Genomic DNA, 26,818 nt, shown 5'->3' with positions numbered 1-26,818 from the left:
CCCCCGACCCTTCAGCTCTCGGCGAGCAGGCGCAGGTGGTGGCTGGCGACGGTCATCATCGCGGCCTCGACCTCGGGGGCCTCGCGCAGGCGGCCGAGGAGCTCGTCGAAGCGCCGTACTTGGGGCCGACGCTCGGCGAGCCAGGTCTCGCCATCCGCACCGGTGGTCAGGATTCGGCGGGTGATCATGCCCTGATGCGCCTGGAGGTCCTGGACCAGAGCCTCGGCGGCGGCCTTTTGCCAGGGATCTTCCTCGCCGAGGGCGGCGGCACGCCGACGCAGCCAGTCGAGACCGAGGCGAGCGCCGAGCTCGAAGTAGGCCCGGCCGGCCTCCAGGATCGGCACTTCGGCGTCGCTGGCGATCGCCACCAGCTCACAGGCCGCCGCCACCACCCGCAACCCGGCGATGCGCTGCGCCAGAGGCTCGGGCAGACCTTCCGCCACCAGCTCGCGACAACGCTCGTCGGCGCCCTCGCGCAAGGCCGGAGGCAACAGGTCGCTGCCCGCTCCGAGCAGCTCGGCGGCCTGCGGACGGATCTCGTCGATGCGACCGGCGAGGGCTCCGAGGCCGTGCGGATTTCGCCGCAGCAGCCACAGCACGGTGCTCTCGAGGAGGGCCCCGACCTCGCGCAAACGGGCTAGCTGGACCGCCGCCGGGACCGCCAGATCGAGCGCTTCGATGGCGCTCCACAGGGAGCGCAGATCGAAGGCATCGCGCACCACCACGAAGGCTTTGGCAACCTCCGGAGCGCTGGCGCCGGTTTCCGACATCATGCGGCTGACGAAGGTCGGACCGACGCGATTGACCAGGCTATTGGCGAGATCGGTGGCGATGATCTCGCGGCGCAATCGGTGGCTCTGAATTTCGTCGCCATAAGGCTCGCGTAGGGGCCGCGGGAAGTAGTCCGCGAGATCCGCCGCCATCGCCGGATCGTCGGGCAGCTCGGAAAGCAAGACCTCGCGATAGAGAAAGATCTTGGCGTAGGCCAGCAAGACGGCCAGCTCGGGCCGAGTGAGCGCCTCGCCCGCGGCCCGCCGACGGTCGAGCTCGGCGTCGTCCGGCAAGAGCTCGATCTCGCGGTCGAGAAGGCCCACCTGCTCGAGCTGGCGCAGCGCCCCCTCCTGAGCCTCGAGGGCCCGCGGACCCCGCGCCTGCTCGACGGTGATCGCCTGGCTTTGCAGATAGTTGTCGCGCAGGACGAGGTCGGCCACCTCCTCGGTCATGGCTTCGAGCAGGGCGTTGCGCTGCTCGCCGTCGAGGTCGCCGCGGGTGGCCACGTCGGCGAGTAGGATCTTGATGTTGACCTCGTGATCGGAGGTCCCGACGCCGGCGGAGTTGTCGATGGCGTCGGTGTTGAGGCGCACCCCGGCGGCACCGAGCTCGATGCGGGCGCGCTGCGTCAAGCCGAGGTTGGCACCCTCGCCGACCACCTGACAGCGAACCTCGGAAGCGTTGATTCGAAGGCCATCGTTGACCCGGTCGTCGGCCGCGCCGTGGGTCTCTCCCTGGGCCTTGACGTAGGTGCCGATCCCACCGAACCAGAGCAGGTCGGCGGCACAGCGGAGCAAGGCCTGGATGAGCTCGTCGGGAGTCACCGACGAACGTTCGAGTCCCACCAGGGAACGAATTTCCGGCGTCAGCTCGACGCTCTTGGCGGAGCGCTCGTAGATGGCGCCGCCGGGCGACAGCAAGGCCCGATCGTAGTCGCCCCAGGAGCTCCGCGGGAGGGCGAAGAGACGCTGACGCTCAGCAAACGAAGTCGCCGCATCGGGGGACGGGTCGACGAAGATGTGAAGGTGGTTGAAGGCTCCCTGAAGGCGGATGTGGCGCGACAGCAACATGCCGTTGCCGAAGACGTCGCCGGACATGTCCCCGACCCCGACGACGGTGAAGTCCTCGCTCTGAATATCCCGGCCGAGCTCGCGGAAATGGCGCTTGACGGACTCCCAAGCGCCGCGCGCGGTGATCCCCATCGCCTTGTGGTCGTAGCCTGCCGAGCCGCCCGAGGCGAAGGCATCGCCGAGCCAGAAGCCGCGCTCCAGGGCGATGCCGTTGGCGACGTCCGAAAAGCGCGCCGTGCCCTTGTCCGCCGCCACCACCAGGTAGGGATCATCGCCGTCGTGGCGCACCACCTGGGACGGCGGCACCACCTCTCCCTGGACCAAGTTGTCGGTGACGTCGAGCAGCGCCCGGATCATGGTGCGGTAGGCCTCGACACCGTCCTCCGGGGTCGGCTCGTTGGATCCCTTGACCACGAATCCACCCTTGGCGCCCACCGGCACGATCACCGCGTTCTTGACCAGCTGAGCCTTCACCAGGCCGAGGATCTCGGTGCGGAAGTCTTCCCGCCGATCGGACCAGCGCACGCCGCCGCGGGCCACCCGGCCACCACGCAGGTGCACCGCCTCGACGGACGGCGAGTAGACGAAGATCTCAAAGGCCGGCCGCGGCTCCTGGAGCTTGAGAACCGACCGCGAATCGAGCTTGAGGGCGAGGTAGTCCTTGGCCTCGCCGTCGTCGCCGAGCTGGAAGAAGTTGGTGCGCAGAGTCGACCGGATGAGGTTGACGAAGCGCCGCAGGATGCGATCTTGGTCGAGCACCGTCACCCGACCGAGGGCGCGCCGCAAGCGACCCCGCAGCTCCACCGCCTGCTCCTTGCCGAGGGCACCGCGAGCAGGATCGAAGCGGGCATGGAAGAGGTCCACCAGAAGCCGGGTGGGCTCCGGGTTGCGAACCAGCGTCTCCTCCATGTACTGCTGCGAGAAAGGAATGCGAATCTGTCGCAGGTACTTGCAATAGGCGCGCAACACGATGATGTCGCGCCAGCCGAGGCCGGCAGCGAGCACCAGGCGGTTGAAACCGTCGTTCTCGACCTCGCCGTTCCACAGGCGAGCGAAGGCTTCGCGGAAACGTCCGCCATCGGCCTCGAGGTCGACTTCGAAGCCATCGGCGGTGACGAGCTCGAAGTCGAGCAGCCAGACGGAGCTCTCTTCGCCGCTGAGGCGTATTTCGTAGGGTTCCTCGGCGACCACCTTGAGGCCCATGTTCTCGAACATCGGCAGGATGTCCGAGAGCAACCAGCGGCCGGCGGCGTAGATCTTGAACCGCATCTCGTTGGCCGCCATCGCGGGCAGGCGATAGAGGCTCATGCGCAACTCGCCGGAAGCCAGCACTTGCTCCAGGTGATCGAGGTCCTGGCGCGCCGTGTCGGCGTCGAAGCGATCGCGGTAGGCGGCCGGGAAGGAGCTTCCGCAGCGTGCGAAGAGGGTCAGGCCTTCCTCTTCGCCGTGGGTTTCGACGAGGTGGCTGCGCAGGCGGTCTTGCCATGTCAGAGAGGCCCCTTCGAGCTCCTTCTGCAGGGCCTCGACGTCGCATTCCGGCACCTTGCCGGGCTGGGTGCGAATGGTGAACAGCACGCGCGCCAGGGGCAGATCGCCACTGCGCACGTCGAAGGCCCGCAGACGGCCGTTGAAGGCACCCGCAAGGCACTGCGCCATCTCTTCCCGCAGCTCCGTGTTGTAGCGATCCCGCGGCACATAGACCAGGCACGACACGAAGCGCTCGAAGGGATCGCGGCGCACGAACAGGGCGAGGCGCTGGCGCTCCTGGAGATGGAGAATGCCGACGCTCAGCTCGTAGAGCTCGTCGTCGGTCATCTGGAACATCTCGTCCCGCGGCAAGGCCTCGAAGATGTGGTGCAGAACCCGCGAGTCGTGGCTCCCGGGACTGAAGCCGGCGCGCTCCGCCACCCGCGCCACGCGATGGCTCACCAGCGGGATGCGTCGCACCCCTTCGTCATAGACCTCGGAGGTGAACAGGCCGATGAAGCGGCGCTCGCGATAGACCCTTCCGGCCTCGTCGAAGCGCCGTACGCCGATGTAGTCCATGTGCACCTGGCGATGGACCTTCGAACGATTGTAGGTCTTGGTGAGGAACAGCGGCACGGGCTCGCGGGCATGTGCCGCAGCGTCCGGCGACAGGGGCCGTCGCGAGCGCTCGAGGGAGGCTTCGCTCACCGTCTTCAGGATGCCCAATCCACTTTCCAGGTCGAGCCGCTGGTAGGTCTCGCCGTCCTCCTCCACGAGGTCGTACTCGCGATAGCCGAGGAACAGGAAGTGCTGCTTCAACCAAGTGAGGAAACTGGTCGCCTCCTCGGCCTCCGAAGGGGAGAAGATCTGCGAGCTCTGCGCCAGCTCGATCAGGGCCTCGTCGACCTTGCCCGCCATGGCATCGAAATCGTCGACCGCCGAGCGCACATCGGCCAGCACGCGCTCGAGCTCACGGGCGATCTGGTCGAGGGTGGCGGCGTTGGTGAGCTGATCGAACTCGACGTGAATGTACGACTCGGCGAGCCCCTCCTCGGCATCGTCGTCGAACCACTCGATGCGCCGCCCCTGGTCATCCCGGCGGGTGCGAACGATCGGGTGGCCGACCAGGTGCAGGGCCCTCCCGCGCCGGTTGAGGGCGCCGGTCACCGACGACACCAGGAAGGGCATGTCGTCGTTGACGATCTCGACCACCGTGTGCTCGCTCTGCCAGCCGTGCTCGGCGAGCTCGGGATTGAAGACCCGGATCTTGGCCTCGCCGACCTGCCGCACCTTGCCGAAGCGCCAGAGTGAGGTGACCGAGGCGAGCTGGGCGTCCACCGCCACCGCCAGCACATCCTCCGGCGCCACGGACGCGAAGTAGCGCTCCACGAAGTGAGCCGCCTTGGTGGCCTCCGAGGCCGGCAAGCGTTGCTGCAAGAGCTCGATCAGCTCGCGAATTCGTTGTCCTTTACGATCCTTGGCTGGACTCATGGGGGACCCTCGGGAGGCGGGGAGGAAGCCTCGTGGTGGGAGGTGAGGTGGTAGGAAACGCCAGGAATTTCGCCGATTTCGATACCCGCGGCAAAGCGCCGCGCCAATCGGGACTGGATTCTAGACGAGGCCAGCGCGGGAGAGAACCCCCACGCCAGCAAACACCGACCGCGGCACCGGCTTGCCGTCCGGATCGAGGAGACCGCGACGGTTGAGCCACTGACGAGCGTCGTCGGCGTCACCCGCGAACCAGGCCGCCGTCGAACCCTCGCGGAAGCTGTAGCCCCAGGCGTCCATGTCGGCCATCAGGCGCTCCTCACCAACCTCCGGCAACCGGCCTGCGAGCAGCACCTGAAGCAGGCAGACGGCATCTTCCTCGGCATAGTCGCCCCCGGCATCGGTGTCGATCGGACCGCGGCCTTCGAGGGTGGCGAGCACCAGATGACAAGCCTCGTGAAGGGCCGAATGGACCGGCGTGTCGGCGCGCACGAAGACCTGCTCACCCCGAATACCCGCCTCCGGCGCGCCCCAAAAGCTGCCGGGAAGATCCGCACCCGCGGGCAATGTCACCAGCTCGAGCCCCCAAGGCGCGAGCACGGCGGCCAGCGAACCGGGGGCGAGATCACCGCACAGGAAGACACTCGAGGCACGGGTCGTCATGGACGGAGTTTTTCACAGAAGTAGTGGTCGGAGATGCCGCCGCCCCCACCTCTGCGACCGCTCCTCCGAGACAACGCCTCGGAGTCCCCAAACCCGACGATAGAGTAGTCATAGTTGCCGCCAGCACCGCCATGACCCAGTCCGCCCTCCGCCTCGCCGCCGTCGCCATCCTCGGCGTCCTGCTCGCCACTTGCGCTTCGAGCCGGGACCGCTGGGGACCGCCGCCGAACATCGTCTTGGTGCTGCTCGACGACCTTGGCTACGGCGACCTCGACGGCACCGCCATCGACACACCGCGGCTCCGCCGCTTCGCCGGCCAGGGCATGGCATTGAGCTCGTACTACGCCAACGCCGCCGTCTGCTCGCCGACCCGCGCCGCCCTGCTCACCGGTCGCTATCCCCAGCGCTACGGCTTGCTGCGGGTGATCGGCGCTCGCTCCCAGCGCGGCCTGCCGACCAGCCCTTCCTTGCCGCGGCTGCTCCGCCAGCGCGGCTACCGAACCGGCCATGTCGGCAAGTGGCATCTTGGCGACAGCCGACCGGAGTATCTGCCGGCGGCCTGGGGCTATGAGCGCAGCGCGCGGCTGCCGACCAACCCCGACGGTCACTTCGATCTGCCCCTGACCTGGGACGGCGCCGCCGAGGCGACTTCCCAGCGCGGCCACTCGAGCCAGGTGCTCACCGACGCCGCCACCGCGATGATCAACCGCTGGGTGGCGACCGACGAACGCTTCTTCCTCACTTTGTGGCACTACGCTCCCCACGAGCCCTGGGAGGCCGACGAGCCCTGGCTGGCGGCCTATCCCGACGATGCCGCCGGCCGCTACGGCGCCATGGTGAGCCAGCTCGACCACCAGCTCGGCCGCCTGCTCGACCATCTCGAGCGAGCCGGAATCGCCGACGACACGCTGGTGATGATCGCCAGCGACAACGGCGGCGCCGGCGGCGGCGCCCACCCGCAAGGCAACGGTCCGTTGACCGGCTTCAAAGGCCAGCTCTACGAAGGCGGCATCCGAGTCCCGTTCCTGGCCCGCTGGCCGGGGCGCATTCCCGCCGGCCGGGTCAACGACTCGGTGGTGCTGGCCTTCGACCTCCTGCCCACCCTCGACGACCTCACGGAGCCTGCCTCGGTGGCGACCGCTACCGGCGCTCCCACCAGCCCGGGGGACGGCCGGAGCTTCCTCGAGGTGCTGACCCGCGACCGCCACCGGGAGCGCCCCGAGGCCTTGTTCTGGACCGCCAAAGGACAGGGCAAACGCTGGCGGCCGGCAAGCGGCATCGAGGACCAGTTCGCGGTCCGCCAAGGCCGCTCGAAGCTGCTCTTCTTTGGTGATCGGGTGCAGTTCTTCGACCTCCGCCCGGACGCCCCCCAAGAGCGAACCGAGAACGATCTCGGCACCAGCGCCAAGGCCCGCGAGCTGTGGGATCGCTATTGGGCCTGGCATCGCCAGGTGGGGCGGATTCCCTGGCAGGTCGACTCGCTGACCGGTGACAGCGAGGCCACAGCGGGCGGTTTCGAGCTCACCGGCGGTGCCGTGGCGATCGCCGACCATCCGCAGCTCGACATCGCCGATGGCAGCTTCACTGCCCTGGTCACGGTGACGCCAGAGATCCTCGGCGAGGACCGGGTGCTGATGCAGCGTGGCGACGGTTGGGAGCTGACCCTCGAGGCCGATGGCCGCCTGCGCCTGCGGGTGAGGGACGAGCAGGACCGAGTCAGCGAGCTGTCCAGTCGACGGTCCTTGCAACCCGGGATCGCCGCGCGAGTGGCGGTGACCTTTCACGGCTGGTCGCAGTCGCCGACCAGCTACCGTCTCTACCTCGATGGTGAGTTGCAGGTGGAGAGCCACGACGGCGCCCGGCGAGTGCGCGCCAGCCGGTCCCGCCTCTACCTCGGCAACGACGCGCAGGGCGACCGGCCTTTCATCGGCCACCTCACCGGCCTCGAGCTTCACGCCCTCAGCCTGACCGCCGAAGAAATCGCCGGCGGCCAGCCGCCCTTCCCGGAGCCCTAGGAGCTGCGGAAGAAGATCCGTGCTCGAGCTAACGCCGAGAGCGACGGGCGCGGTGAGGACGGAGGAGAACCAGAGTGGCACCGGCCCCGCCGGCGGACGGCGGCGCCGAGCAGAAACAGACCACCCAGCGGCCGGCCGGAGCGGAGGTCAGCCACTCGACGACGGCCGATTTGAGCACTGGCTGGCCGTCCGAGTGACGGCCTCGCCCGTGAATGATCAAGGCGGTGCGCTCTTCGTGGTCGCGGGCGCGCTCGAGGGCCGCCAGCGTGGCCTGCCGCGCCGGCGCCTCGGACATGCCATGGAGGTCGACCCGCACCGACCCGGAGGAGGACCGCAGAATCCGCAAGCGACGGGAATCGACCCCCGGGGCGAGGCCTTCGACCTGTTCGCCGAAGGTGCGGACGTCGAACCGCGGCACCGGCCTCCGGTCACCCTCGGGCGAACGCTTGGGCTTCGCCGGTGTCACCCGATCTACCCCTTGCGGCAGCTTCTCGACACCGCGCATGGCGCGCAGGAAATCGTCATCCTTGGTCATGACGCCTCCTCGAGGGTCCGGGTTCTCCACCCAGACTGGCTCAAGGTCTCAGGCTAGCAGGTCGAGCTGAGGGCTTCACTTCAGCCGAACAGCAGCACCACTCCGGCCACGGCCACCACGGCGCCGAGCCAGCCGCCCAGGCGCACCCGCTCTCGACCGAGGAGCACCACCACCGGGATGATCAGAATCGGGGTGGTCGCCATCAGGCTGGCGGCGACGCCGGTGGTGGTGTAGCGAATCGCCACCAGGGAGAGGGAAACGCCGAGGAAGGGCCCGAAGAAGGCGCCGACGGAGGTGAAGGCGAGAGCTCGGCGATCACCCAGGGATCGACCGACCTGGCGCCAGCGACGCAGCAGGGTGAACAGCACGACATAACCGACGGTGCCTGCCAGCACCCGGATCTGGGTGGCGGCAAAAGGGTCGTAGTCGCCCATCCCGAGCTTGCTGAGCACCAAGCCGACGGCCTGGCCCAAGGCTCCGCCGAAGCCCAGGGCAACTCCCCAGAGGGTCGTTCTCGGAGCTTCCTTCGCCGCCGGGGTCGCGGCGCCGCGATCGAGAATCGCCCAGGCGACGCCGACCACCGTCAGGGTCATGCCGAGCAGATCCCGTCCCGACATGGTCTCGCCCAAAACCGACCAACCGACCACCACCGTCAAGGGCGGCGCGAGAGCCATCATCAGCGTCGACAGGCGCGGCCCCAGCACCACGAAGGCGCGAAACAGACAGAGGTCGCCGAAGGTGAAACCCACCAGCCCCGAGAGGGCAAGCCACCCCCAGGCGTGGGCGGTGGCGTCGAGGGGCAGCACCTGCCCGCGCAGCCACCAGGCGGCCAGCGCTCCCAGGGCGATGGCGATCAGCAAACGCAGCAGGTTGACCGTCAGAGAGCCGATCCGCCGCCCGGCGGCCTCGAAGGCCAGGGCCGTCGCCACCCAGCAAGAGGCGGTGGCGAGGGCGGCGAGCTCGCCGGCGTGGGCAATAGGCATCGGCGGAGTGTATCCGCCCGGCAGAGGGCACAGAACCCACCGGTGAGAGGCCGCCGCCAGCCATGGTGCGCGGTCTCACCGAAGCCCGCTCCTACTCCTTCGAGCTCGAGCAACCCTTCAACGTTCTGGAGATACGATCTTCATCCTTCTCAGAAATCGTCAGCGCATCGAGGAACAAGTGGGCCGACGGTCCGACTTCGCCATGGTTGTCCCTGGCGAATCGCTCGAGAGCCCGCCAGGAATTCCTCCGGCTTTTCTTGATGCAATCACTGCTGATCTGGGTACCCCAATAGAGCCACTCTGCACACTTCTTGAACCACTTCCTGTTGACATAGGAAACCGCACGGTTCATGTCACCTTGCTTGGTTTCATGCCAGCGCCTGGAACAAAGCGTCTCGCACGCTTTGGTTTCGGCATAGATCGGCGACCAAGATTCGCCCCGGCCCAAGTGAATGCCATCGGGCGGGCGGCCCGAAGCCGCCATGAAGGTCGTACACGCGAGGCACGAGGCCAACTTCGTCGTCTCATCTCCGACGGCGACCTCGATGGTGTCACCCTTGAAGCCATCGCAAGCGGCACTGTAGATGGCCTGGATCATTCCGTGGGTGTAACCCACCAGATCTTCGCTCTCTCCATCCGGCGCCAGCTCCTTCATTCCCGGAAGTGATCTCTGGCCACCGATAAGCCCCCAAGGCCTGGCCTCGGGATCACGGGGAATCCATCGATCAACCCGCGCAGGATCGATGTAGTGGCGGAAGGTACTGCCAACGTATCGGACGTCGAAGCCGTCGTCGGACCGATCACTTTCCAATGCATGGACACCCGTGTAGGCGCCTCGGCCTTTGTAGCCATCGGGAGATCCAGAGGTTTCGGGAGCATCCGCGACCTCGCTCCTGGTTTCACTCGCGATCGATCCGGACTTCCGGAGCAGGGAGAAGGGGAGCCCAGCGCCTCGATTTCGACCGGTGATGTATTCCTCTTTCTGCCAAGCGCGCAGGCTCTTGACCTTGATTGGAGGAATATTGCGCACTCCCGAGACTGCAAGCGTCGCATTGAGACCCTCGACGACACCCTTGAGGCCCTTGGGCCGCATGAGTTTCTCCAAGGCCCGGCGGCCCTTCTCCCCGTTCTTCCTGTGCTTCTCTCGCGTCTCCTTGTCAACCGGCTCGGCCTTGGCCGGATCGTAGCCGAGAATCAGCTCTCTCCGGCGCCCCACGTACTCCTGCCGGAACAATCCCAAAGCCATCGCCGTCACGATGCAATCGGAGTCCTTCTTGGGATCGGTCTTATCAGACAGAATTCCTTTCGTTCGCCGGAACATCAGTGCGTCCTCCTTTCGCCTTGTCAACTGGAATCGACCACTCGCGCTGGAAGGCAAAGATAGGAGGGTTGAACCTCACTGCCTATGGCGGGACCTCTTGAGATTGGCTGATCGAAACCGGACCCGGTGAAAAGCGACGATTCGGACGCCCCGCAAGCCTCCACCGGACTCGCAGTCTCAGGCCTCCAGGCCGTCGCTCCTCGAGCCATAGGCGGCGGTAGAATGAAGCCGATGGGGAGCCAAACACCGTCCGCAGCCGGGCTCTACGTCCACGTGCCCTTCTGCTCGGCCGTCTGCCCCTACTGCGATTTCGCCGTCACCACCGGCGGTGCGCCGAGCTATCGGCGCTTCGTCGACGCCCTCGAACGGGAGATTGCGCGGTACGCCGACGACGGCTGGCGCTTCGACACCGTCTACTTCGGCGGCGGCACTCCATCGGCCCTCGCCGCCGACGATCTGGCGCACCTCTTCGCCACCCTCCGTCGCAGCTTCGACCTGGCACCGAACGCCCGCTGGCACTTCGAGGCCAATCCTGAAGACGTCAACTCGCAGAGCCTGGCCGCCTGGCGCGACCTCGGGGTGGACTTCCTGAGCCTCGGCGTTCAGACCTTCGACAACGAGTACCTGACCTTCCTCGGCCGCAGGCATTCCCGCCAGGATGCCCGCCGGGCCCTCGCCCTCGCCCTCGGCAGCGGTTTCGATACGGTCTCCGCCGACCTCATCTTCGGCCTACCGGAGCAGACCCCAGAGCGCTTCGCGAGGGATCTCGACGAAATCGTGGCGCTGGCTCCGAGCCACGTCTCCTGCTATCAGCTCACCATCCACGAAGGCACTCCCTTCGCCCACCGCCAGCAGCGCGGCGAGCTCGAGGAGATGCCGGAGCCGGCCCAAGGAGAGCTCTTTCTGCTCACCCACCGGCGCCTGGCGGAGGCCGGCCTCGAAGCCTACGAGGTGTCGAACTTCGCCCGCGGCGAGGCCAGCCGGTCGGCCCACAACCAGAAGTACTGGAATCACACGCCCTACCTCGGCCTGGGGCCGTCGGCCCACTCCTTCGACGGTCGTCGCCGCTGGTGGAACCAACGCCGCCTCGGCCCCTGGAGGGCCCGCCTCGATCGCGGCGAGTCGCCGGTCGCCGAGCACGAAGACCTCGAACCGCGAGACCTCGCCCTTGAGGCCTTGATGCTCGGCCTACGGACCGTCGATGGAATGAGCTACGAGGCCTTTCGGCAGCGCTACGGCTTCGACTTCGAGCAGCCCAACACAGCCCGCATCGCCGCCTGGCAGGACCGCGGCTTGGTACAGCGCCGACCGGATGCCTTCTGCGCCACCCTCGAGGGTCTGGCGGTGGCCGACAGCTTGGTGCGCGAGCTCGATCTCACAGCACTGGAAGGCTGAGGTCGAGCTCGCCGTCCAGCGCCCTTCACTGGCGCGGATTGCGGGTCCAGCTGCCGTACATCGGATTGGGCATGATGAAGAAGCGATCCCCGAAGGCGGCAAAGGCCTCGTCGCCGGCGAAGCGGGATTCCTGGTCGAGGTCCGGGAAGTCGGTGATCGCATCCCCCACCCACACCAGGATCTCCGCCGGCGCCAGGCCGGGAGTGGCCGTTCCGGCCACCACCTGCTCCCAGCGCGGCTCCTTCTCGCCGGAATCGACGCGACACAAAATGACGTCGAAGGGAATCTGTTGCGCCACGAAGTTGGCGCGGGTGTCGGGGCAGTGCACCTCCCGCCGATTGGTGACGATGGCGATGCGCCCGCCGAGGCGCCGCACCGTCTGCAGAAACTCGAGGGCTCCCGGCAGCGGCGTGGCCTCCCGCCGGCGAACCCAGGCATCCCAAGCAGCGGGGCCATGGCCATCTGCGCCGATCTCTTTCTCGTACTGCGCGTTGCTGATCACCGACTCGTCGCCATCGAGCGCAACGGCCCAGGTGCCGGCATCCCGGCCGGCGGCGAGCTCTTCGACGCGCTCGAGGGCGAGGCGAAAGGTCTGCAGCACGAGGGCCCGGTACTCGGCCGAGTTGCGCACCCAGTGCACCGAGTCCTCGAGCGGCGGAAAGGGCTCGGCGGCCTCCTCGGATGCGGCTGGCTGAGACGCGGCCGGATCAGGCGCGGCCGGCTGAGGCGTGGCCGGATCAGGCGTGGCCGGCTGAGGCGCCGGCTCCTCGCCGGATTCCCCGGACACCGGTGCCGGCAAGGGCTCTGCAGGCGCCGTCTTGCCGCCCCCCAAGCCTGGAATGCTGGCACAACCCACCGAGAGAACGGTCAGAATCGCAGGAATCAAAAAGCGCATGCGTCGGAGTCTCCGGAGTGTTCGCGGGCGGGCTCGCGGCGGTTTCGAAATTCGCCGAAGGTGAATATCACAACCATCCCGCGGGATCCACCGCCAACGGCCGGCGCCCGACCTTAGAATCGCCCCATGGAAAGCTTCAACTCCGCCCTCGGACTACGCCCAGGGGACGACGGAACGTCGGTCGTCCTCGCCACCCGCCCGGAGCACCAGGTCGCTCCCGGCACCATCCACTTCGCCGTCCTCGCCACCCTCGCCGAAGTCTCGGCAGCCCAGGCCGTTGCCGCCGGCGTGGTGCCGGTCAACGTCAACCTCAGCCTGATGCGGCGCGCCGCTCCAGGCACCCTGGTGGGCCGCGGCAAGGTCCTCAAGCGAGGCCGCACCATGGCCTTCACCGAAGGCGAGGTCTATCAGGACGACAAGCTGGTCGCCAAGGCTGCGGTGACCTTCGCGGTGTTGAGCTGACGCACCCCGCTACGGGGTTCGAAGGCGGACCCGGCAAGCGCGCTCAGGGGGCTTTGATTCGCCTGGTCTTGCGCGCCATCTCGGCCTCGCGCCTGAGCCGCGTCGCCGGCGACTACCGGGCGCTGGTCGAGGCCATGCCGGCGGATCGGCTCGAGCGCATCGAGGCGACCTTTCTCCAGTCCGGTGAGACCCTCGGCAAGGCCAAGTACCTCACCAAACGGAATGCCTACCTGCGCCGCAGCCTGAGCCGCGCCATCGGCCTCGGCCTGCATCGCGGGCCACGGCGCCGCATTCTCGACCTCGGCAGCGGCGCCGGCTACTTCCTGAGGGTTTGCGAGCACTTCGGCCATCATGCCGTCGGCCTCGACCTGCCGCCGACGGCCGACGAGCCGGCCGAGGATCAGCGCACTCATCGCCTGTACGCGGAGCTCATCGCCGCCTTCGAGCTCGAGCGGGTATTCCACCGCATCCTGCCGCGCCAACCGCTCCCGGCAACCCTTGCCGGCCCCTACGACCTGATCACCGCCAACCAGGCCTCGTTCCACTACTTCCGCCTCGAGACCCCTTGGGGCTTTCGCGGCCTGGCGCGACTTCTTCGAGGATCTGCGGCCACGCTTGGCCGTCGGCGGCAGGCTGTCGATCCTGCTCAATCGCACTCCCGGTGAGGACCGGATTCTGCCGCCCCAGGTGATCCATCTGGTACGACGCCTCGGCGGCCGGGTGCGCTGGCAGTACGTCGACGTCCCGGCGCGGCGCAGCGACTGAGGCGCTTCAGCGCCGGCGCTTGGCCGGCAGCCTGGCGTGCTCTTCGGCCTTGCGCTTCTTGGTCGCCGCCCAGGAGCAAATCAAGCAGCCGTCGAGATCGTGAAAGCGCGCCGGGCAGTGCTCGCGGCCGAAGTAGATGATCTGCAGGTGAGCCCGGTTCCAGCTCTGCCGCGGGAAGGCTTTCTTGAGGTCTTCCTCGGTCTTGACGACGTTCTTGCCGTTGGACAACCCCCAGCGGGCCGCCAGACGATGGATGTGAGTGTCCACCGGAAAGGCGGGAACGCCGAAGGCCTGGGACATCACCACCGAGGCGGTCTTGTGGCCGACCCCGGGAAGAGCCTCCAGGGCCTCGAAGCTCTCGGGCACCTCGCCATCGTGCTCGGCGACCAGGATCTCGCTCAGTCGCCGAATATTCTTGGCCTTGTTGTTGGCCAGACCGATCTGCCGGATGAGGTGGTGGATCTCCTCCACCGGGACCGCCGCCATCACCGCCGGTGTCGCCGCCCGGGCGAAGAGATCGGGGGTCACCTCGTTGACCTTCTTGTCGGTGGTCTGGGCCGACAAAAGCACCGCGATCAGCAGCGTGTAGGAGTCCGTATGGTCGAGGGGAATCGGCACCTCGGGGTAGAGGTGATCGAGAATCGCGAGGATCTTGGCAGCTTTCTCTACGCGTCCCATGGCTGGTTTTCCCGGCGCTCAGTAGAGCCCTTTCGTCACCACCTCTTCACATCCGTCCTTGCGCCTGCCGGTGATATCATCTTTTCTCAATCGCAGTCCGCACGATTTCCTGGATCGCGCCTCCCGAGGCTCGATCCTCGCCTATCGTTACATACCGGTTACCGGATCTTGACCCCGAGTTGAGCCGCGCTCGGCATCCTCTCTCGGCATCCGCTCACCGCGGTAGAGATCCCGCAAACCATCGCTCGGAGGGAATGAAATGTTGCCAAGGACCCTGACTCACCGGGCCGGCCGGCTCTTCGCCGTCCTCGCCCTCGCCCTGCTGCTGCCATCGCTCGCCCTGGCGCAGCCGGTGATCAACGAAGTCGACGCCGATCAGGCGGGCACTGACATGGGTGAATTCGTCGAGCTCTTCGGCGATCCCAACGCGGTGCTCGATGGCTATGTGGTCGTTTTCTACAATGGCTCGAACGACACTTCCTACGCCGCCTACGACCTCGACGGCTTTACCCTCGACGGCGACGGCTTCTTCGTCCTCGGCAACGCCGCGGTGCCGAATGTCAGCATCGTCTTCGCCAGCAATGGCCTGCAGAACGGCGCCGATGCCGTCGCTCTCTACACCGGCGACGCCAGCGACTTCCCCAATGGCACCGCGGTGACCGCCACCAACCTGGTGGACGCCGTCGTCTACGACACCAACGATTCCGACGACACCGGCCTGCTGACCGTGCTCACCCCGGGCCAGGCGCAGCTCAACGAGGGCGGCAACGGCAACCAGACCGGCGACTCCAACTCGCGCTTGCCGGACGGTGGCACGCCCCTCGACACCTCGACCTACGTGCATCAAGCGCCGACCCCCGGCGTGAGCAACGTGCCGGGCCCGACAGCGGTGGTGATCAACGAGGTCGACGCCGACCAGGTGAGCACCGACATGGGTGAGTTCGTCGAGCTCTTCGGCGCCGGCGGGGCGCCCCTCGACGGCCTGGTGGTCGTGTTCTACAACGGCTCGAGCGACACCTCCTACGCCGCCTTCGACCTCGACGGCTTCTCCTTGAGCGCCGGCGGCTACTTCGTACTCGGCAACGCCGCCGTCGCCAACGTCGGCCTGGTGTTCGCGGACAACTCGCTGCAGAACGGCGCCGACGCCGTCGCCGTCTATGAAGGCGACGCCACTGACTTCCCGAACGGCACCGCGGTGACCGCCGCCAACCTGGTGGACGCCCTGGTTTACGACACCAACGACTCCGACGACGCCGGCCTATTGGCGGTGCTCACCCCCGGCCAGGCGCAGCTCAACGAGGGCGGCAACGGCGACCAGACCGGCGAGTCCAACTCGCGGGTGCCGGACGGCGGCGCACCCCTCGACACCTCCACCTACGTCCAGCAGGCGCCGACCCCGGGAGCCACCAACAACGGCCCGGTGGTGGCACCGGACGTGGTGATCAACGAAGTCGACGCCGACCAGTCGGGCACCGACATGGGTGAGTTCGTCGAGCTCTTCGGCACCGGCGGAGCCGCCCTCGACGGCCTGGTGGTGGTGTTCTACAACGGCTCCGGCGACGCCTCCTACAGCGCCTTCGACCTCGATGGCTTCAGCCTCGACGCCGACGGCTTCTTCGTCCTCGGCAACGCCGCCGTGCCCAACGTCGACATCGTCTTCGGCAGCAATGGACTGCAGAACGGCGCCGACGCGGTGGCGATCTACGTCGGCAATGCCAGCGACTTCCCCAACGGCACCGCGGTGACCGCCAGCAACTTGATCGACGCCGTGGTCTACGGTACCGGCGACGCCGACGATGCTGGCCTGCTGGCGGTACTCACGCCGGGCCAGGCACAGGTCGACGAGGGCGGCAACGGCAACCAGACCGGCGACTCCAACTCGCGCTTCCCGGATGGCGGCACGGCGCTCGACACTTCGACCTACGTGCAACAGGCACCGACCCCGGGAATCAGCAACGTGCCGGGCCCGACGGCAGTGGTGATCAACGAGGTCGATGCCGACCAGGTGAGCACCGACACGGGTGAGTTCGTCGAGCTCCTCGGACCGCCGAACGCGCCCCTCGATGGCCTGGTGGTGGTGTTCTTCAACGGTTCGAGCGACACCTCCTACAACGCCTTCGACCTCGACGGCCTGAGCACCAACGGCGCGGGCTTCTTCGTGCTCGGCAACGCCGCCGTCGCCAACGTCGGCCTGGTGTTCGCGAACAACTCGCTGCAGAACGGTGCCGACGCCGTCGCCGTCTACGAAGGCGACGCCAGCGACTTCCCGAATGGCACCGCGGTGACCGCCGCCAACTTGGTGGACGCCGTCGTCTACGACACCAACGACTCCGACGATACCGGCCTGCTGGCCGCGCTCACGCCGGGTCAGGCGCAGGTCAACGAAGGTGCCAACGGCAACCAGACCGGCGACTCCAACTCGCGGGTGCCGGACGGCGGAACGCCCTTCGACACCTCCACCTACGTCGCCCAGGCACCGACCCCGGGAGCCAGCAACGTGCCGCCCCAGATCCTCGAGATCTTCGAGATCCAGGGCAACGGCCTGGCCTCGCCCTTCGCCACCCAAACGGTGACGACGGTCGACAACGTGGTCACCGCCCTCGGCCTCGACGGCTTCTTCATCCAAACGCCGGAAGCGCGCGCCGATGCCGACGTCGAGACCTCGAACGGCATCTTCGTCTTCACTTCGGTGGCTCCGACGGTCGCCGTCGGCGATCTCGTCGACGTCACCGGCGAGGTGGTCGAGTTCTTCGACCTGACGGAGATCCGCCTACCGGTGGTCACCGTCACCAGCTCCGGCAACCCGCTGCCGGCCACGGTGGTACTCGACGGCGCGACGCCGTCGCCGGTGCCGCCGCAGGCGGTCACCGAGCTCGAGCGCTTCGAGGGCATGCTGGTGGAGGTCACCGGCGGTAGCGTCACCGGCCCGAACCAGAGCTTCGGCTCCGATCCGCTGGCGGAGGTCAATATCGTCGCCGGCCCGAACCGCGCCTTCCGCGAGCCGGGCATCACCTTCCCGGGTCTGCCGGGGCTGCCGGTGTTCGACGGCAACCCGGAGATCTTCGAGCTCGATCCGGACAAGCTCGGCCTGCCCAACCTGGCGATTCCCGCCGGCTCGACCTTCGATGCGGTCGGCGTGCTGGGCTTCGAGTTCGGCGGTTACGAGATCTGGCCGACTCAGCTCACCGTCAACGAAGCGATCGTTCCGCGCGCCGTCAGCCCGCGTCAGCCCGGCGAGATGACCATCGGCGCCCTCAACATGTTCCGGTTGTTCGACGACATCGACGATCCGGGCAGTGAGGACGACGGTACGGTGCTCGCCACCGTCGACTATGACCGCCGCCTCGGCAAGCTCGCCCTCTACATCGTGGACGTGCTCGACGCGCCGGACATCCTGGCCACCTCCGAGGTCGAGAAGCTCGGCGCTCTCGAGGATCTGGCGGCGGTGATCGCGACCAACGACCCGACGGTCAACTACACCTCGTTCCTGGTCGAAGGCAACGACGTCGGCGGTATCGACGTCGGCTTCATGGTGCGTGACTCGGTGACCGTCGATGCCATCATCCAGATGGGCGCCAGCGAAACCCTGTCGGTGGACGGCTCGCCGCTCCACGACCGGCCGCCGCTGCTCCTCGAGGGCAGCTATGTCGGCAGTGGCAGCCCGCTGCCGATCTCGGTGCTGGCGGTCCACTCGCGCTCCCTGTCGGGCATCGACGACACCGGCGCCAACGGCAACCGGGTGCGTCAGAAGCGCCTCGAGCAGGCCCAGTCCATCGCCCAGATGGTGCAGGACCTGCAGACCACCGATCCGGCCATCAACCTGGCGGTGGTGGGTGACTTCAACGCCTACGAGTTCACCGACGGCTACGTCGACGTGGTCGGCCAGATGGCCGGCGACTTCAACCCCGCCGACAATGAGCGTTCCGGTCCCGACCTGGTGAATCCGAACCTGGTCAAGGAGACCTTCACGGTGCCGGCGATGGATCGCTACTCCTTCATCTTCCGGGGGAGCGCCCAGGCCATCGACCACGCCTTGACCTCGCAGTCCCTGGCGGCGCGGGTGACCGGCATGGAATTCGGTCGCGGCAACGCCGATGCGGCGCGCATCTTGATCGACGACGGCACCACGGCACTGCGCTCGTCGGATCACGACGGCCTGGTGCTGTATGTCATGGCCGAGCTCGACTCCGACTTCGATGGCATCGAGGACGGCGCCGACCTCTGCCCGGGGACGGTGATTCCCGAGGACGTGCCAACACGCCGCCTGCTGCCTTGGCGCTTTGCCCTGGTCGACGGCGACGGCACCTTCGACACCTATCGCCCCGGCCACGGCATCGGACCCAGCCCGTGGCACAACTTCACCCTCGCCGAGACCGGCGGCTGCTCCTGCGAGCAGATCATCGAGTCGATCCAGGTGCCGAGTTGGTTCGAGCGCCTGCAGCGCCGTTATGGCTGCTCGCTCTTCCTGATGAAGTACTGGGTCTACTACGTCGCCCAGTAGTCGTCGCCAGCCCCGCGGGCCGGGAATCCCGGCTCGATCTCAGGGAGCCCTCCGGGGCTCCCTTTTTTCATCTGCAGGGGAGACCGACCGCGAGATTTCCGCGACAGCGTCGCCTGCTCGCAAGGAAAAGTACATCCTCAACCGTCGATAAGGAGCACGGACCCCACGCCGTGCTCCTCCTTTCGAGGGCTCGTTTCCGGAGGGCGGAGCGGGCCCTATTTTTTTGCCCCTACCCCAGAAGGTAGCCCGGGGGTCGCCTTCCCCATCCCGCCGGGTATCGCCGCCAGGCACCGACGAGCGGCATGATGGGCGAAAGCACTTTCCAAGGAGCGCCATGGGCCAGCACAAGGTCGAAGAGACCCTCGACGAACGCCGCATCCAGAGCTTCACCGGTGAGCTCTTGAAAGATCTCGAAGCGCTGGACGAGCTGATCCGACAAGGGGCCATCGAGTCCGGGGTCGAGCGCATGGGGCTGGAACAGGAGCTCTTCCTGATCGACCGGAACGGCCGCCCGGCACCTTGCGGCCCCGAGCTCCTCGCAGCGGTCGATGACCCACGCCTGACCACCGAGCTGGCGCGCTTCAACCTCGAAGCCAATCTGCCTCCCAAGGCTCTCGGCGGCAGCTTCTTGCGCGAGCTCGAGGACGAGCTGACGGCGATCCTGGCGATGATCGCGACGGCGGGCGAAGCGCAGGGAGTACGCCCGCTGTTGACCGGCATCCTGCCCAGCCTTCGGCTCGACGATCTCGGTCTCCACAACATGACGCCGCTGCCGCGCTACCGCCAGCTCAACGACGCCCTCGCGGCCAGCCGAGGAGGCGACTTCTCGGTCTACATCCGGGGTCGTGATCTGCTCGAGCTGCGCGTCGAGCACGTCATGTTCGAGGCCGCCAACACCAGCCTCCAGCTCCACCTGCAGTCGTCGGCCGACGAGATTCCACACCAGTACAACCTGGCACAGGCGATCACCGCACCGCTACTGGCCGCCGCCGTCAACTCACCGGTCCTCTTCGGGCGCCGCCTGTGGCACGAGTCCCGCGTCGCCCTCTTCGAGAGCGCCGTCGACGCCCGCAGCCGGGCGGAAAGGAAACGCGGCAAACACCCGCGGGTGACCTTCGGCAGCGACTGGCTCCACCAATCGGCCCTCGAGCTGTTCCGCGACACGGTGGCCCGCTTCCCGGTGATCCTGGCCTGTGATCCCAAACAGTCGGACGGGCCGCCGGCGCTGGCGGCCCTCAATTTGCACAACGGCACCGTCTGGCGCTGGAACCGCATCTGCTACGGCGTTGCCGACGGGGTGGCTCATCTGCGAATCGAAAACCGCGTCCTGCCGGCCGGACCGACGGTCCTCGACGAGGTCGCCAACGCCGCCCTCTTCTACGGCCTGATGAAGGCTTTTCAAGGCACCGCCCGGGAGATTCCGTCCCGCCTCGCCTTCGACGACGCTCGCGGCAACTTCATCAAGGCGGCTCGCCTCGGGCCAACCGCCGAGCTGGTCTGGCTCGATGGCCAACGATGTTCGGCCCGCGAGCTGTTGCTCGACGAGCTCTTGCCGGCAGCCGATGCCGGCCTCGAAGAGATCGGCGTACCGGCTGAGGAGCGCCAGCGCTACCTTGGAACGATCGAGCAGCGGCTACTCCAGGACCGCACCGGCGCTCGCTGGTTGATGGAAGCCTTTTCGCAGCCGGGGGCTTCGGCTCCGGCCCTCTGTCGGCGGCTCGAGCAGCATCAATCGTCGGGCGAACCGATCCATCGCTGGCCGGCACCGACAGCGGAGCAGCCACCGCGGCGGTCGCTCTGCATCGCCGACGTGATGACCCAGGACGTCTTCACCGTCAAGCCGAAGGACATCGCCGATCTCGCCACCTCGATGATGACCTGGAAGCACTTCCGCCACGTTCCGGTGGAAGCGTCCGATGGCCGGCTGGTGGGCCTGCTCTCCCATCGCGCCCTGCTCGAGCTAGGCCGCAAGGGGCGGACCGATGGTGCCATCGCCGCCGAGGAGATCATGGACCCGGAGCCGCTCCGCGTGCCGCCGGACCTGGCCTTGCTCGAGGCCATCCGCCTGCTGCTCGACCAGCGTCGCGGCTGCCTCCTGGTGGTCGATGACAACCAGCACCTGATCGGAATCGCCACCGAGCACGACCTGCTGAAAGCCCTCCTCGGCTGGGTCGCCTAGAAGGGCTTGAAGGGCAGCGAGCCGTAGCGTTCGAGGGCGAGCAGGTGGGTGATCGGCTGGTAGTAGCCCACCACCACCAACACCACCGCCACGGCGGACCACAGCAGGAAGCGATCCCACAGTCCGCGGCGGGTGGCCGGTGGAGCCAGCGGACGGGCGAACTCCATCGCCAGCGGCGCCTGACGGCGGGACTGCAGGAAGGTGGCCACCACCACAACCAGAAAGATCAACGAGCTGACGAACAGCAGCACACCGCCAACGGCGGAAGCGAGCGTCCAGGACTGCCAGCGGGCCGCCTGCTCGGCACCGAAGTACTCGGCACTGTAGACCCGACGCGGCATCCCCAGGATGCCGGTGATGTGGTTGACGACCCCGAACAGGATCATGCCGACAAACCACAGGTAGGCCTGCGCCAACGCCCAGCCCGGCAACGCCAGGGGGCGGTCCGTCAAGCGCGGTAGCAGCCAGTAGGTGGCGCCCATGAAGGTGAGGGCGACGGCGGTTCCGACGGTGAGGTGAAAGTGACCCATGATCCAGGCGGTGTTGTGGACCATGTTGTTCATCGCGTAGGCGGCGTTGACGGCGCCGCCGAAGCCGCCGAGGGCGAAGGTCAACATCGCCAAGACGACGCTCACCAGCAAAGGGTCCTTCCAAGGCAGGTCTTTCAGCCAGTCGAGCCAGCCCTTGCGACCGCGCAGACGGCCGGCGGTCTCGAGAGAGGCGATGACCGTGAAGGCGGTCACCAGGCTGGGGAACAGGATGACGTAGGTGCTGAAGGTGTGGACCAGCTTCCAGTCGCTCGAGATCCCCGGATCGGAGAGCTGGTGATGCAAGCCGACCGGGGTCGAGAACAGCACGAAGAGCATGAAGACCAGGCGCGTCAAGGGCTCGCTGAAGAGTCGCCCGCCGGCCACCCGCGGCAGCACCGTGTACCAGACGACATAGGCCGGCAGCAGCCAAAAATAGGTCAGCGGATGACCAAACCACCAGGTATAGGTCCGGGCGAGGATGGGGTCGATGGTCTCGACCCAACCGAGGGACCAGGGGATCAGCATGCCGAGAGCTTCGATCGCCAGGCCGCTGGTGGCCAATAGCCAGACGATCACCGTCGCCAGTAAACCGTGCACCGGCAAGGGCAGCGGCTTGCCGCGGTGCTGCCGCTGCCAGACTCGCACCGAAGCGATCATGCAGCCGCACCAAACCCACGACCCGACCACCAGCAGCGTCGCGCCGATGTAGAAGGTGGGATGGGCCTGCATCGGTGGATAGAAGGTGTAGAGCACCGAGCTGGTGCCGGAGAGGATCGCCGCGGTGGTCATCAGGGTTCCGAAAAGGGCGACACCGAAGGCCACCCAACCCCAACGGTCGTCGACCCAGCGACCCAGGCACTGGCGAACGAACACGATGCCCAGGGCCATGATGAAGAAGGTGGTGAAGACCAATCCCATCAGCACCCCGTGGGCGGTGACCGACAGGTAGTAGACCTTGGGCGAACGGAACACCACGTCCAGATCGGCCCGGGAGAGGGATTGCATCACCGCCATCACGGCGCCGAGAGCGAAGGCCACCAGCGAGACGGCGAGATTCGACAGGGCCAGGCGGTCACGAGCCACCATAGACTGCGCGGTCATGGCTCGACGATCAACCGCGAGGCCATCTGGTGGTGCGCCAAGCCACAGTACTCATTGCACAGCACCAGGTACTCGCCGGGATGGGGAAAGGTGACGGTGAAATCGCTGACGTAGCCCGGTGCCACCATCACGTTGGCATTGGTGCCGACCACCTGGAAGCCGTGCAGCACGTCCGGGCTGGTCATGCGAAAGCGGATCGGCTGTCCCGCCGGCACGCGGATGAGCTGGGGTCGGAAGCGATACATCTCGGCCACCGCCACCACCAGGACCGAACCATCCGGTGCGGTGCGCACGCCCGGCTGGGCGAACTCCGAATCGGTGCGGACCCGCAAGGGATCGATGGTCTCGACGTGACTCGGAGGATGGACCGCATGCAGCCGCGCCCCCACCACGATGGCGGTCAGGAAGGCGGCGATCATCAGGCTCGCTCCCCACAGCCAGAGACGCTCGTAGAGATCGACTTTCATGGCGCTCATGGCTGGGGCGCTCCCCGCGGCAAGAACTCGAGGAAGAACAGCGCCAGCCAGCCAAGGGCGAAGAGGGCGCCGTAGAGACCGACGATCAGTAGCGTTCCCTTGGGATGCCCGACCCGCGCCTCGAGATCGATCTCGAGGTCCTCCCGCAGGCGCGGTACCGACTCAGCTTTCGCCCTGTCCATAGCGTTCCTCCATCGCCTCGCGAATGCGTCGCATGTCGTCTTCGGCACCCTCCTCGAACCAGGCGTGCTCGGGCCGTTCGAGGATGTCGCTGATCAGTCCCTCGACGACGGCGGCACCGGCGCCCTTACCGTGACCGCGTCCCTCCTCGGTGAGCTCCCGCGCCTGAGGGATGAGCTCCATGTAGAAGCGCTCGGCGACCTCGTACATGCCGTGCCAGTGGGTGTAGTCGGGCGCCATCATGGAGGCGCCGTGGCGGGCTCGCCGCCCCTCGTGGTGCCAGAGGTAGAACCAGGTCCACTCGATCTCTTCGTCAAAGGCGGTCTCGGACCTCAACCCCTGGTCGAGCAGCGCCGCCATGATCGCCTGGCCGGGCTTGGCGAACTTCTCGTTGTAGAGGATCACCAGGTCGTCGTACTGCTGGTAGAAGGCATCTATGTAGCTCGGCGTGTGGCAATGGGAGCAAACCGCTTTCATGCGGTTGCGCTTCGATTCCGCCGAGTCGGCGATCAGCGCTTGGCGCTCCACCGGATCGGTGGCCTTGACGACGTGTCCCTCGGCGTCGGTGTCGAGCACCAGGCTGACCGGTGGCCGATTGGTCCAGGAGATGCGCTCGCCGGGGTCATGGGTCACCCGGCCACCGTTGCGCGAATGGCCGGACATGTGGCACGTGGCGCAGGTCGGCGCCTGGCTGTAGTCCTCGCCCAGCACCCAGGACTCGCCCGCCAGGTTCATCTCGTCCTTGAGGTCGCGGTAGGCGACGCCGTGCTTGGACTCTTCGAAGATCTCCTTCTGCGGATGATCCGGACCGAGGTGGCACTTGCCGCAGTTCTCCGGCTGGCGGGCCCGCCGGGGCGAGAAATCGTGACGGCTGTGGCAAGCGGAGCAAGAGCCCCGCGAGCCATCGAGATTGAGCCGGCCGATGCCGGTATTGGGCCAGGTCCCGGCGTCGAAGATCGGCTTGCCACTGGGATCGCGCAGGATTCGCGCCACCGCCTGGGCATTGGTTGGATGGCCGGCCTTGTCCGGCTTCAGGTCATCCACCGTGACGCGACCACCGTCGACGGTCCGGAAGGCCACTTTGCTGCCGTGGCACTGTTGACACCCCAGGAAGGCGCTGGCGTGGCCGTTGACCGACTCCACCATCTTGCCCGGCGTCGGCGAGTGAGGATTGAACAGCGGCGGGCCACCCTCCACCGTCTCGGCGAGGAAGTTGTCGAGGGAAGCCAAAATGTTGCCGGCGGCGGAGTGATGACTGCCCTGAAATTCCTCCGCCACCTCGGCATGGCAGCGACCACAGTCGAGGGGCGTGACCACCGACGCCACCCGCAGGCCGTAGTGATCGAAGCCATCGACGTCGCCCTCTTCGGCGCGGTGACAGTCGTAGCAACCGACGCCGGTGATGGCATGTTTGCTGCCCGCCCAGTGATCGACGATGCCCGGGGTGGTTTCCACATGGCAGTCCATGCACGATTGGGAGGTCGCCGGTACCGCAAAGCTCGGCGCCGTCATGCCGAGCTCCTCGTGACGACGCGCCACCTCGCGCCACTGCACCAGGAGCAGCGACAGCAAGAAGAGGAAAGCCAGTCCGATGATGATCCAGCGTTTCTGTTTCAAATCCACCGGGAACACCTCCATCCCATAGAGAAGGGCCTCGAGCAGTGCCGGGGCGAGCCGATCAGTGGGCTACCAGTCCTTCCCAAACGGTGAGGGTGATGATCGCCAGAGCCGCCGCGATGCCGATCCAGATGCTGGCCTCCTTGAAGCGGCTGCGGCGCCGAATCCAGCCATCGATCCAGGGCCAGGCGAACATGGTGAAAACGATGAACCCGATCGACAGCAAGGCGAAGGTGCCGGAGAACAGCTTGAGCCAGCGGAAGGCGACATAGAAGAACCACTCCGGCTTGATCACCTCGGGGGTGGTGAGGGGATCGGCGGGCGGTCCCAGGCTGGCCGGCAGAAGGGTCGCCAAGGCCGACAGAACGATCATCAGACCGAGGCCGATGATGAGCTCCGTCAGGATGTGATCGGGGAAGAAGTCGAAGGTGCGGCCGGGCTTGCCGCCCTCGGGCTCGAGGGGGGCGATGCCGTGCAGCCGAATGATCACGATGTGGAGAGCGATCAGCAGCACCAGGAACATCGGCAGTACCGCCGCGTGCAGCACATAGAAGCGGGACAGCGTATGGGCGTTGTAGGCCTCGCCGCCGAGGAGCATTTGTTGCAGCAGATCTCCGACCACCGGAACGCCGGCCGCCATGTTGGCTCCGACGGTGGCACCCCAATAGGAGAGCTGTTCGTAGACCAGGCTGTAGCCGGTGAAACCCAGCATCAGGGTGGCGACCAGAATGGTCATGCCGACCACCCAGTTGAGCTCCCGCGGACGGCGATAGGCGCCGGTGAAGAAGACCCGCATCTGGTGCAACACGACGGCCGCGATCATCAGCGTCGCGCCCCACTTGTGGAGACCGCGGATGTACCACCCGAAGGCCGCCTCCTCGGTGATGTAGCGCACCGACTCGTAGGCTCCCAGGGTGGTCGGCTGGTAGTAGAAAGCGAGCCCGATTCCGGTGACGATCTGAATTACGAAGAGGTAGGCGGGAGTGCCTCCGAGGGCGAACCACCAGCGCTTGAGATGCTCCGGGACGGGCTCGTTGGTTAGCGTCCGCAGATCGTCGGCGGAAACCGGAAAACGCTCCGTCCACCACTGCGTCAAAGCCCTCATGCGCGGTTCGTCGACCGGCCCTTGGCAGCCACCTGGTCGAGAGAAACCTGGATGAAGAGCAAGCCGTCCCGCACCTCCAGGGGGTAGGGCTCCAAGGACTGACCGGCATCTGCCGGCGGTCCGGCGATGGCGCGACCGTCAGGACTGAAGACGCCGTTGTGGCAAGGACAGAAGTAGCGCTGGTTGTGGGACTCCCAATGGACCCGGCAACCGAGGTGAGGGCAAGTACTGGAGAAGGCCACGAAATCCTTCGCCTGGCCGGAATCACCCCGGCGCGTGATGCTGATCGGCAAGCCGTTGGGCAAGCGATAGGCCACCGAGTCCCCAACCCCTACGCCGCTGATCTGGCGCACGAACATCCAGCTCCCGCGATCGCCCCGGGCGGGGTAGAGGAAGCGCGCGAAGAATCCCGCCAGGGTGCCGTAGGCAGCCACCAGACCGCCGCCGACCAGCAGCGAGGCCAGTCGCTTCAGAAAGGTGCGCCGCTCCGGCGTTGTCGTCGGATCGTCGGGACGATCCGTCGGTTCTGCGGACATGGTGGGACTCCTCCTCGGTGGAACCCTGAGATCATGCCGGTCCGAGGCGCGGCGAACCACGTCCATGAGGGCGGTTTTGTGGAGC

The 26,818-nt window shown here is 67.0% G+C and carries 20 protein-coding genes; 7 read left to right on the top strand and 13 right to left on the bottom strand.

The genetic code is table 11. The features are described from left to right. Nucleotides 1-11 precede the first annotated feature (11 nt). Nucleotides 12-4,799, bottom strand: a complete 4,788-nt coding sequence (locus AAF604_07290) for an NAD-glutamate dehydrogenase (protein MEM7049446.1) — start codon at nt 4,797-4,799, stop codon at nt 12-14. A 120-nt stretch (nt 4,800-4,919) separates the two neighbouring features. After that, nucleotides 4,920-5,459, bottom strand: coding sequence for a hypothetical protein (locus tag AAF604_07285; GenBank protein MEM7049445.1), 540 nt, complete (start codon nt 5,457-5,459; stop codon nt 4,920-4,922). Between the two features lie 131 nt (nt 5,460-5,590). On the opposite strand from AAF604_07285, the gene AAF604_07280 reads away from it, so the two are divergent. Beyond that, nucleotides 5,591-7,474: a sulfatase-like hydrolase/transferase gene (locus tag AAF604_07280; GenBank protein ID MEM7049444.1), complete on the top strand. Its 1,884-nt coding sequence runs from the start codon at nt 5,591-5,593 to the stop codon at nt 7,472-7,474. Between the two features lie 28 nt (nt 7,475-7,502). Here AAF604_07280 and AAF604_07275 read toward each other — a convergent pair whose 3' ends face one another. The 3 genes from AAF604_07275 to AAF604_07265 all read right to left on the bottom strand — a co-directional run bounded on the left by AAF604_07275 (nt 7,503) and on the right by AAF604_07265 (nt 10,313). Beyond that, nucleotides 7,503-8,009, bottom strand: coding sequence for a Smr/MutS family protein (locus tag AAF604_07275; protein ID MEM7049443.1), 507 nt, complete (start codon nt 8,007-8,009; stop codon nt 7,503-7,505). A gap of 80 nt (nt 8,010-8,089) precedes the next feature. After that, nucleotides 8,090-8,992: a DMT family transporter gene (locus AAF604_07270; protein ID MEM7049442.1), complete on the bottom strand. Its 903-nt coding sequence runs from the start codon at nt 8,990-8,992 to the stop codon at nt 8,090-8,092. Nucleotides 8,993-9,083: 91 nt separating this feature from the next. Continuing rightward, complete coding sequence (locus AAF604_07265; protein ID MEM7049441.1) at nt 9,084-10,313, bottom strand: hypothetical protein; 1,230 nt, start codon at nt 10,311-10,313, stop codon at nt 9,084-9,086. A 222-nt stretch (nt 10,314-10,535) separates the two neighbouring features. On the opposite strand from AAF604_07265, the gene hemW reads away from it, so the two are divergent. Then, nucleotides 10,536-11,708 (top strand): radical SAM family heme chaperone HemW, encoded by a 1,173-nt coding sequence (hemW, locus tag AAF604_07260; protein MEM7049440.1) that lies wholly within the window; start codon nt 10,536-10,538, stop codon nt 11,706-11,708. A 25-nt stretch (nt 11,709-11,733) separates the two neighbouring features. On the opposite strand, the gene AAF604_07255 is transcribed toward hemW, so the two are convergent. Further along, nucleotides 11,734-12,603 (bottom strand): HAD family acid phosphatase, encoded by an 870-nt coding sequence (locus AAF604_07255; GenBank protein MEM7049439.1) that lies wholly within the window; start codon nt 12,601-12,603, stop codon nt 11,734-11,736. A 126-nt stretch (nt 12,604-12,729) separates the two neighbouring features. On the opposite strand from AAF604_07255, the gene AAF604_07250 reads away from it, so the two are divergent. Genes AAF604_07250 through AAF604_07240 form a run of 3 tightly spaced genes read left to right on the top strand, consistent with a single transcriptional unit; the run spans nt 12,730 to nt 13,830 of the window. Beyond that, nucleotides 12,730-13,065, top strand: coding sequence for a PaaI family thioesterase (locus tag AAF604_07250; GenBank protein MEM7049438.1), 336 nt, complete (start codon nt 12,730-12,732; stop codon nt 13,063-13,065). Between the two features lie 53 nt (nt 13,066-13,118). Then, nucleotides 13,119-13,730 carry a methyltransferase domain-containing protein gene (locus AAF604_07245; GenBank protein ID MEM7049437.1) on the top strand — a complete coding sequence of 204 codons (612 nt, stop codon included), beginning with the start codon at nt 13,119-13,121 and terminating at the stop codon, nt 13,728-13,730. Continuing rightward, a complete protein-coding gene (locus tag AAF604_07240) occupies nt 13,681-13,830 on the top strand; it encodes a hypothetical protein (protein MEM7049436.1) in 150 nt (49 codons plus the stop codon). Before AAF604_07245 ends, AAF604_07240 begins: the two co-directional genes overlap by 50 nt. Nucleotides 13,831-13,836: 6 nt before the next feature. Here the strand turns inward: AAF604_07240 and nth are convergent, their stop codons facing one another. Continuing rightward, the gene (gene nth / locus AAF604_07235) at nt 13,837-14,508 is read right to left on the bottom strand and encodes an endonuclease III (protein MEM7049435.1); all 672 of its coding nucleotides are present in this window, start codon (nt 14,506-14,508) and stop codon (nt 13,837-13,839) included. A gap of 259 nt (nt 14,509-14,767) precedes the next feature. On the opposite strand from nth, the gene AAF604_07230 reads away from it, so the two are divergent. Next, a complete protein-coding gene (locus AAF604_07230) occupies nt 14,768-19,009 on the top strand; it encodes a hypothetical protein (protein MEM7049434.1) in 4,242 nt (1,413 codons plus the stop codon). A gap of 334 nt (nt 19,010-19,343) precedes the next feature. Beyond that, on the top strand, nt 19,344-21,188 hold the full coding sequence (locus AAF604_07225; protein ID MEM7049433.1) for a CBS domain-containing protein: 1,845 nt from the start codon (nt 19,344-19,346) through the stop codon (nt 21,186-21,188). Here AAF604_07225 and AAF604_07220 read toward each other — a convergent pair. From AAF604_07220 to AAF604_07195, 6 genes are read right to left on the bottom strand one after another with little or no spacing between them, the layout of a single operon-like run. Further along, nucleotides 21,185-22,819 carry a cbb3-type cytochrome c oxidase subunit I gene (locus AAF604_07220; GenBank protein MEM7049432.1) on the bottom strand — a complete coding sequence of 545 codons (1,635 nt, stop codon included), beginning with the start codon at nt 22,817-22,819 and terminating at the stop codon, nt 21,185-21,187. The genes AAF604_07225 and AAF604_07220 overlap by 4 nt on opposite strands. Then, on the bottom strand, nt 22,816-23,295 hold the full coding sequence (locus AAF604_07215; GenBank protein MEM7049431.1) for a cytochrome c oxidase subunit II: 480 nt from the start codon (nt 23,293-23,295) through the stop codon (nt 22,816-22,818). The genes AAF604_07220 and AAF604_07215 overlap by 4 nt, the downstream gene beginning before the upstream one ends. Further along, the gene (locus AAF604_07210) at nt 23,292-23,477 is read right to left on the bottom strand and encodes a hypothetical protein (GenBank protein ID MEM7049430.1); all 186 of its coding nucleotides are present in this window, start codon (nt 23,475-23,477) and stop codon (nt 23,292-23,294) included. The genes AAF604_07215 and AAF604_07210 overlap by 4 nt, the downstream gene beginning before the upstream one ends. Further along, nucleotides 23,458-25,098: a multiheme c-type cytochrome gene (locus tag AAF604_07205; protein ID MEM7049429.1), complete on the bottom strand. Its 1,641-nt coding sequence runs from the start codon at nt 25,096-25,098 to the stop codon at nt 23,458-23,460. The genes AAF604_07210 and AAF604_07205 overlap by 20 nt, the downstream gene beginning before the upstream one ends. 55 nt (nt 25,099-25,153) lie before the next feature. Beyond that, nucleotides 25,154-26,197 carry a cytochrome bc complex cytochrome b subunit gene (locus AAF604_07200; GenBank protein MEM7049428.1) on the bottom strand — a complete coding sequence of 348 codons (1,044 nt, stop codon included), beginning with the start codon at nt 26,195-26,197 and terminating at the stop codon, nt 25,154-25,156. Further along, nucleotides 26,194-26,733 (bottom strand): Rieske 2Fe-2S domain-containing protein, encoded by a 540-nt coding sequence (locus tag AAF604_07195; protein ID MEM7049427.1) that lies wholly within the window; start codon nt 26,731-26,733, stop codon nt 26,194-26,196. The genes AAF604_07200 and AAF604_07195 overlap by 4 nt, the downstream gene beginning before the upstream one ends. Nucleotides 26,734-26,818: the final 85 nt, after the last annotated feature.

The organism is Acidobacteriota bacterium (assembly GCA_039028635.1).
GTDB lineage: Bacteria > Acidobacteriota > Thermoanaerobaculia > Multivoradales > JBCCEF01 > JBCCEF01.
This window is presented reverse-complemented; position numbering and strand designations above follow the sequence as displayed.

What these genes read in the sequence shown, in the direction of transcription:
- AAF604_07280 (MEM7049444.1), top strand. Translation starts at nt 5,591, where the DNA reads ATGACCCAGTCCGCCCTCCGCCTCGCCGCCGTCGCCATCCTCGGCGTC.
- AAF604_07215 (MEM7049431.1), bottom strand. Translation starts at nt 23,295, where the DNA reads ATGAGCGCCATGAAAGTCGATCTCTACGAGCGTCTCTGGCTGTGGGGA.
- AAF604_07270 (MEM7049442.1), bottom strand. Translation starts at nt 8,992, where the DNA reads ATGCCTATTGCCCACGCCGGCGAGCTCGCCGCCCTCGCCACCGCCTCT.
- AAF604_07200 (MEM7049428.1), bottom strand. Translation starts at nt 26,197, where the DNA reads ATGAGGGCTTTGACGCAGTGGTGGACGGAGCGTTTTCCGGTTTCCGCC.
- AAF604_07225 (MEM7049433.1), top strand. Translation starts at nt 19,344, where the DNA reads ATGGGCCAGCACAAGGTCGAAGAGACCCTCGACGAACGCCGCATCCAG.
- AAF604_07220 (MEM7049432.1), bottom strand. Translation starts at nt 22,819, where the DNA reads ATGACCGCGCAGTCTATGGTGGCTCGTGACCGCCTGGCCCTGTCGAAT.
- AAF604_07265 (MEM7049441.1), bottom strand. Translation starts at nt 10,313, where the DNA reads ATGTTCCGGCGAACGAAAGGAATTCTGTCTGATAAGACCGATCCCAAG.
- AAF604_07230 (MEM7049434.1), top strand. Translation starts at nt 14,768, where the DNA reads ATGTTGCCAAGGACCCTGACTCACCGGGCCGGCCGGCTCTTCGCCGTC.
- AAF604_07285 (MEM7049445.1), bottom strand. Translation starts at nt 5,459, where the DNA reads ATGACGACCCGTGCCTCGAGTGTCTTCCTGTGCGGTGATCTCGCCCCC.
- hemW (MEM7049440.1), top strand. Translation starts at nt 10,536, where the DNA reads ATGAAGCCGATGGGGAGCCAAACACCGTCCGCAGCCGGGCTCTACGTC.
- AAF604_07290 (MEM7049446.1), bottom strand. Translation starts at nt 4,799, where the DNA reads ATGAGTCCAGCCAAGGATCGTAAAGGACAACGAATTCGCGAGCTGATC.
- nth (MEM7049435.1), bottom strand. Translation starts at nt 14,508, where the DNA reads ATGGGACGCGTAGAGAAAGCTGCCAAGATCCTCGCGATTCTCGATCAC.
- AAF604_07210 (MEM7049430.1), bottom strand. Translation starts at nt 23,477, where the DNA reads ATGGACAGGGCGAAAGCTGAGTCGGTACCGCGCCTGCGGGAGGACCTC.
- AAF604_07250 (MEM7049438.1), top strand. Translation starts at nt 12,730, where the DNA reads ATGGAAAGCTTCAACTCCGCCCTCGGACTACGCCCAGGGGACGACGGA.
- AAF604_07275 (MEM7049443.1), bottom strand. Translation starts at nt 8,009, where the DNA reads ATGACCAAGGATGACGATTTCCTGCGCGCCATGCGCGGTGTCGAGAAG.
- AAF604_07195 (MEM7049427.1), bottom strand. Translation starts at nt 26,733, where the DNA reads ATGTCCGCAGAACCGACGGATCGTCCCGACGATCCGACGACAACGCCG.
- AAF604_07255 (MEM7049439.1), bottom strand. Translation starts at nt 12,603, where the DNA reads ATGCGCTTTTTGATTCCTGCGATTCTGACCGTTCTCTCGGTGGGTTGT.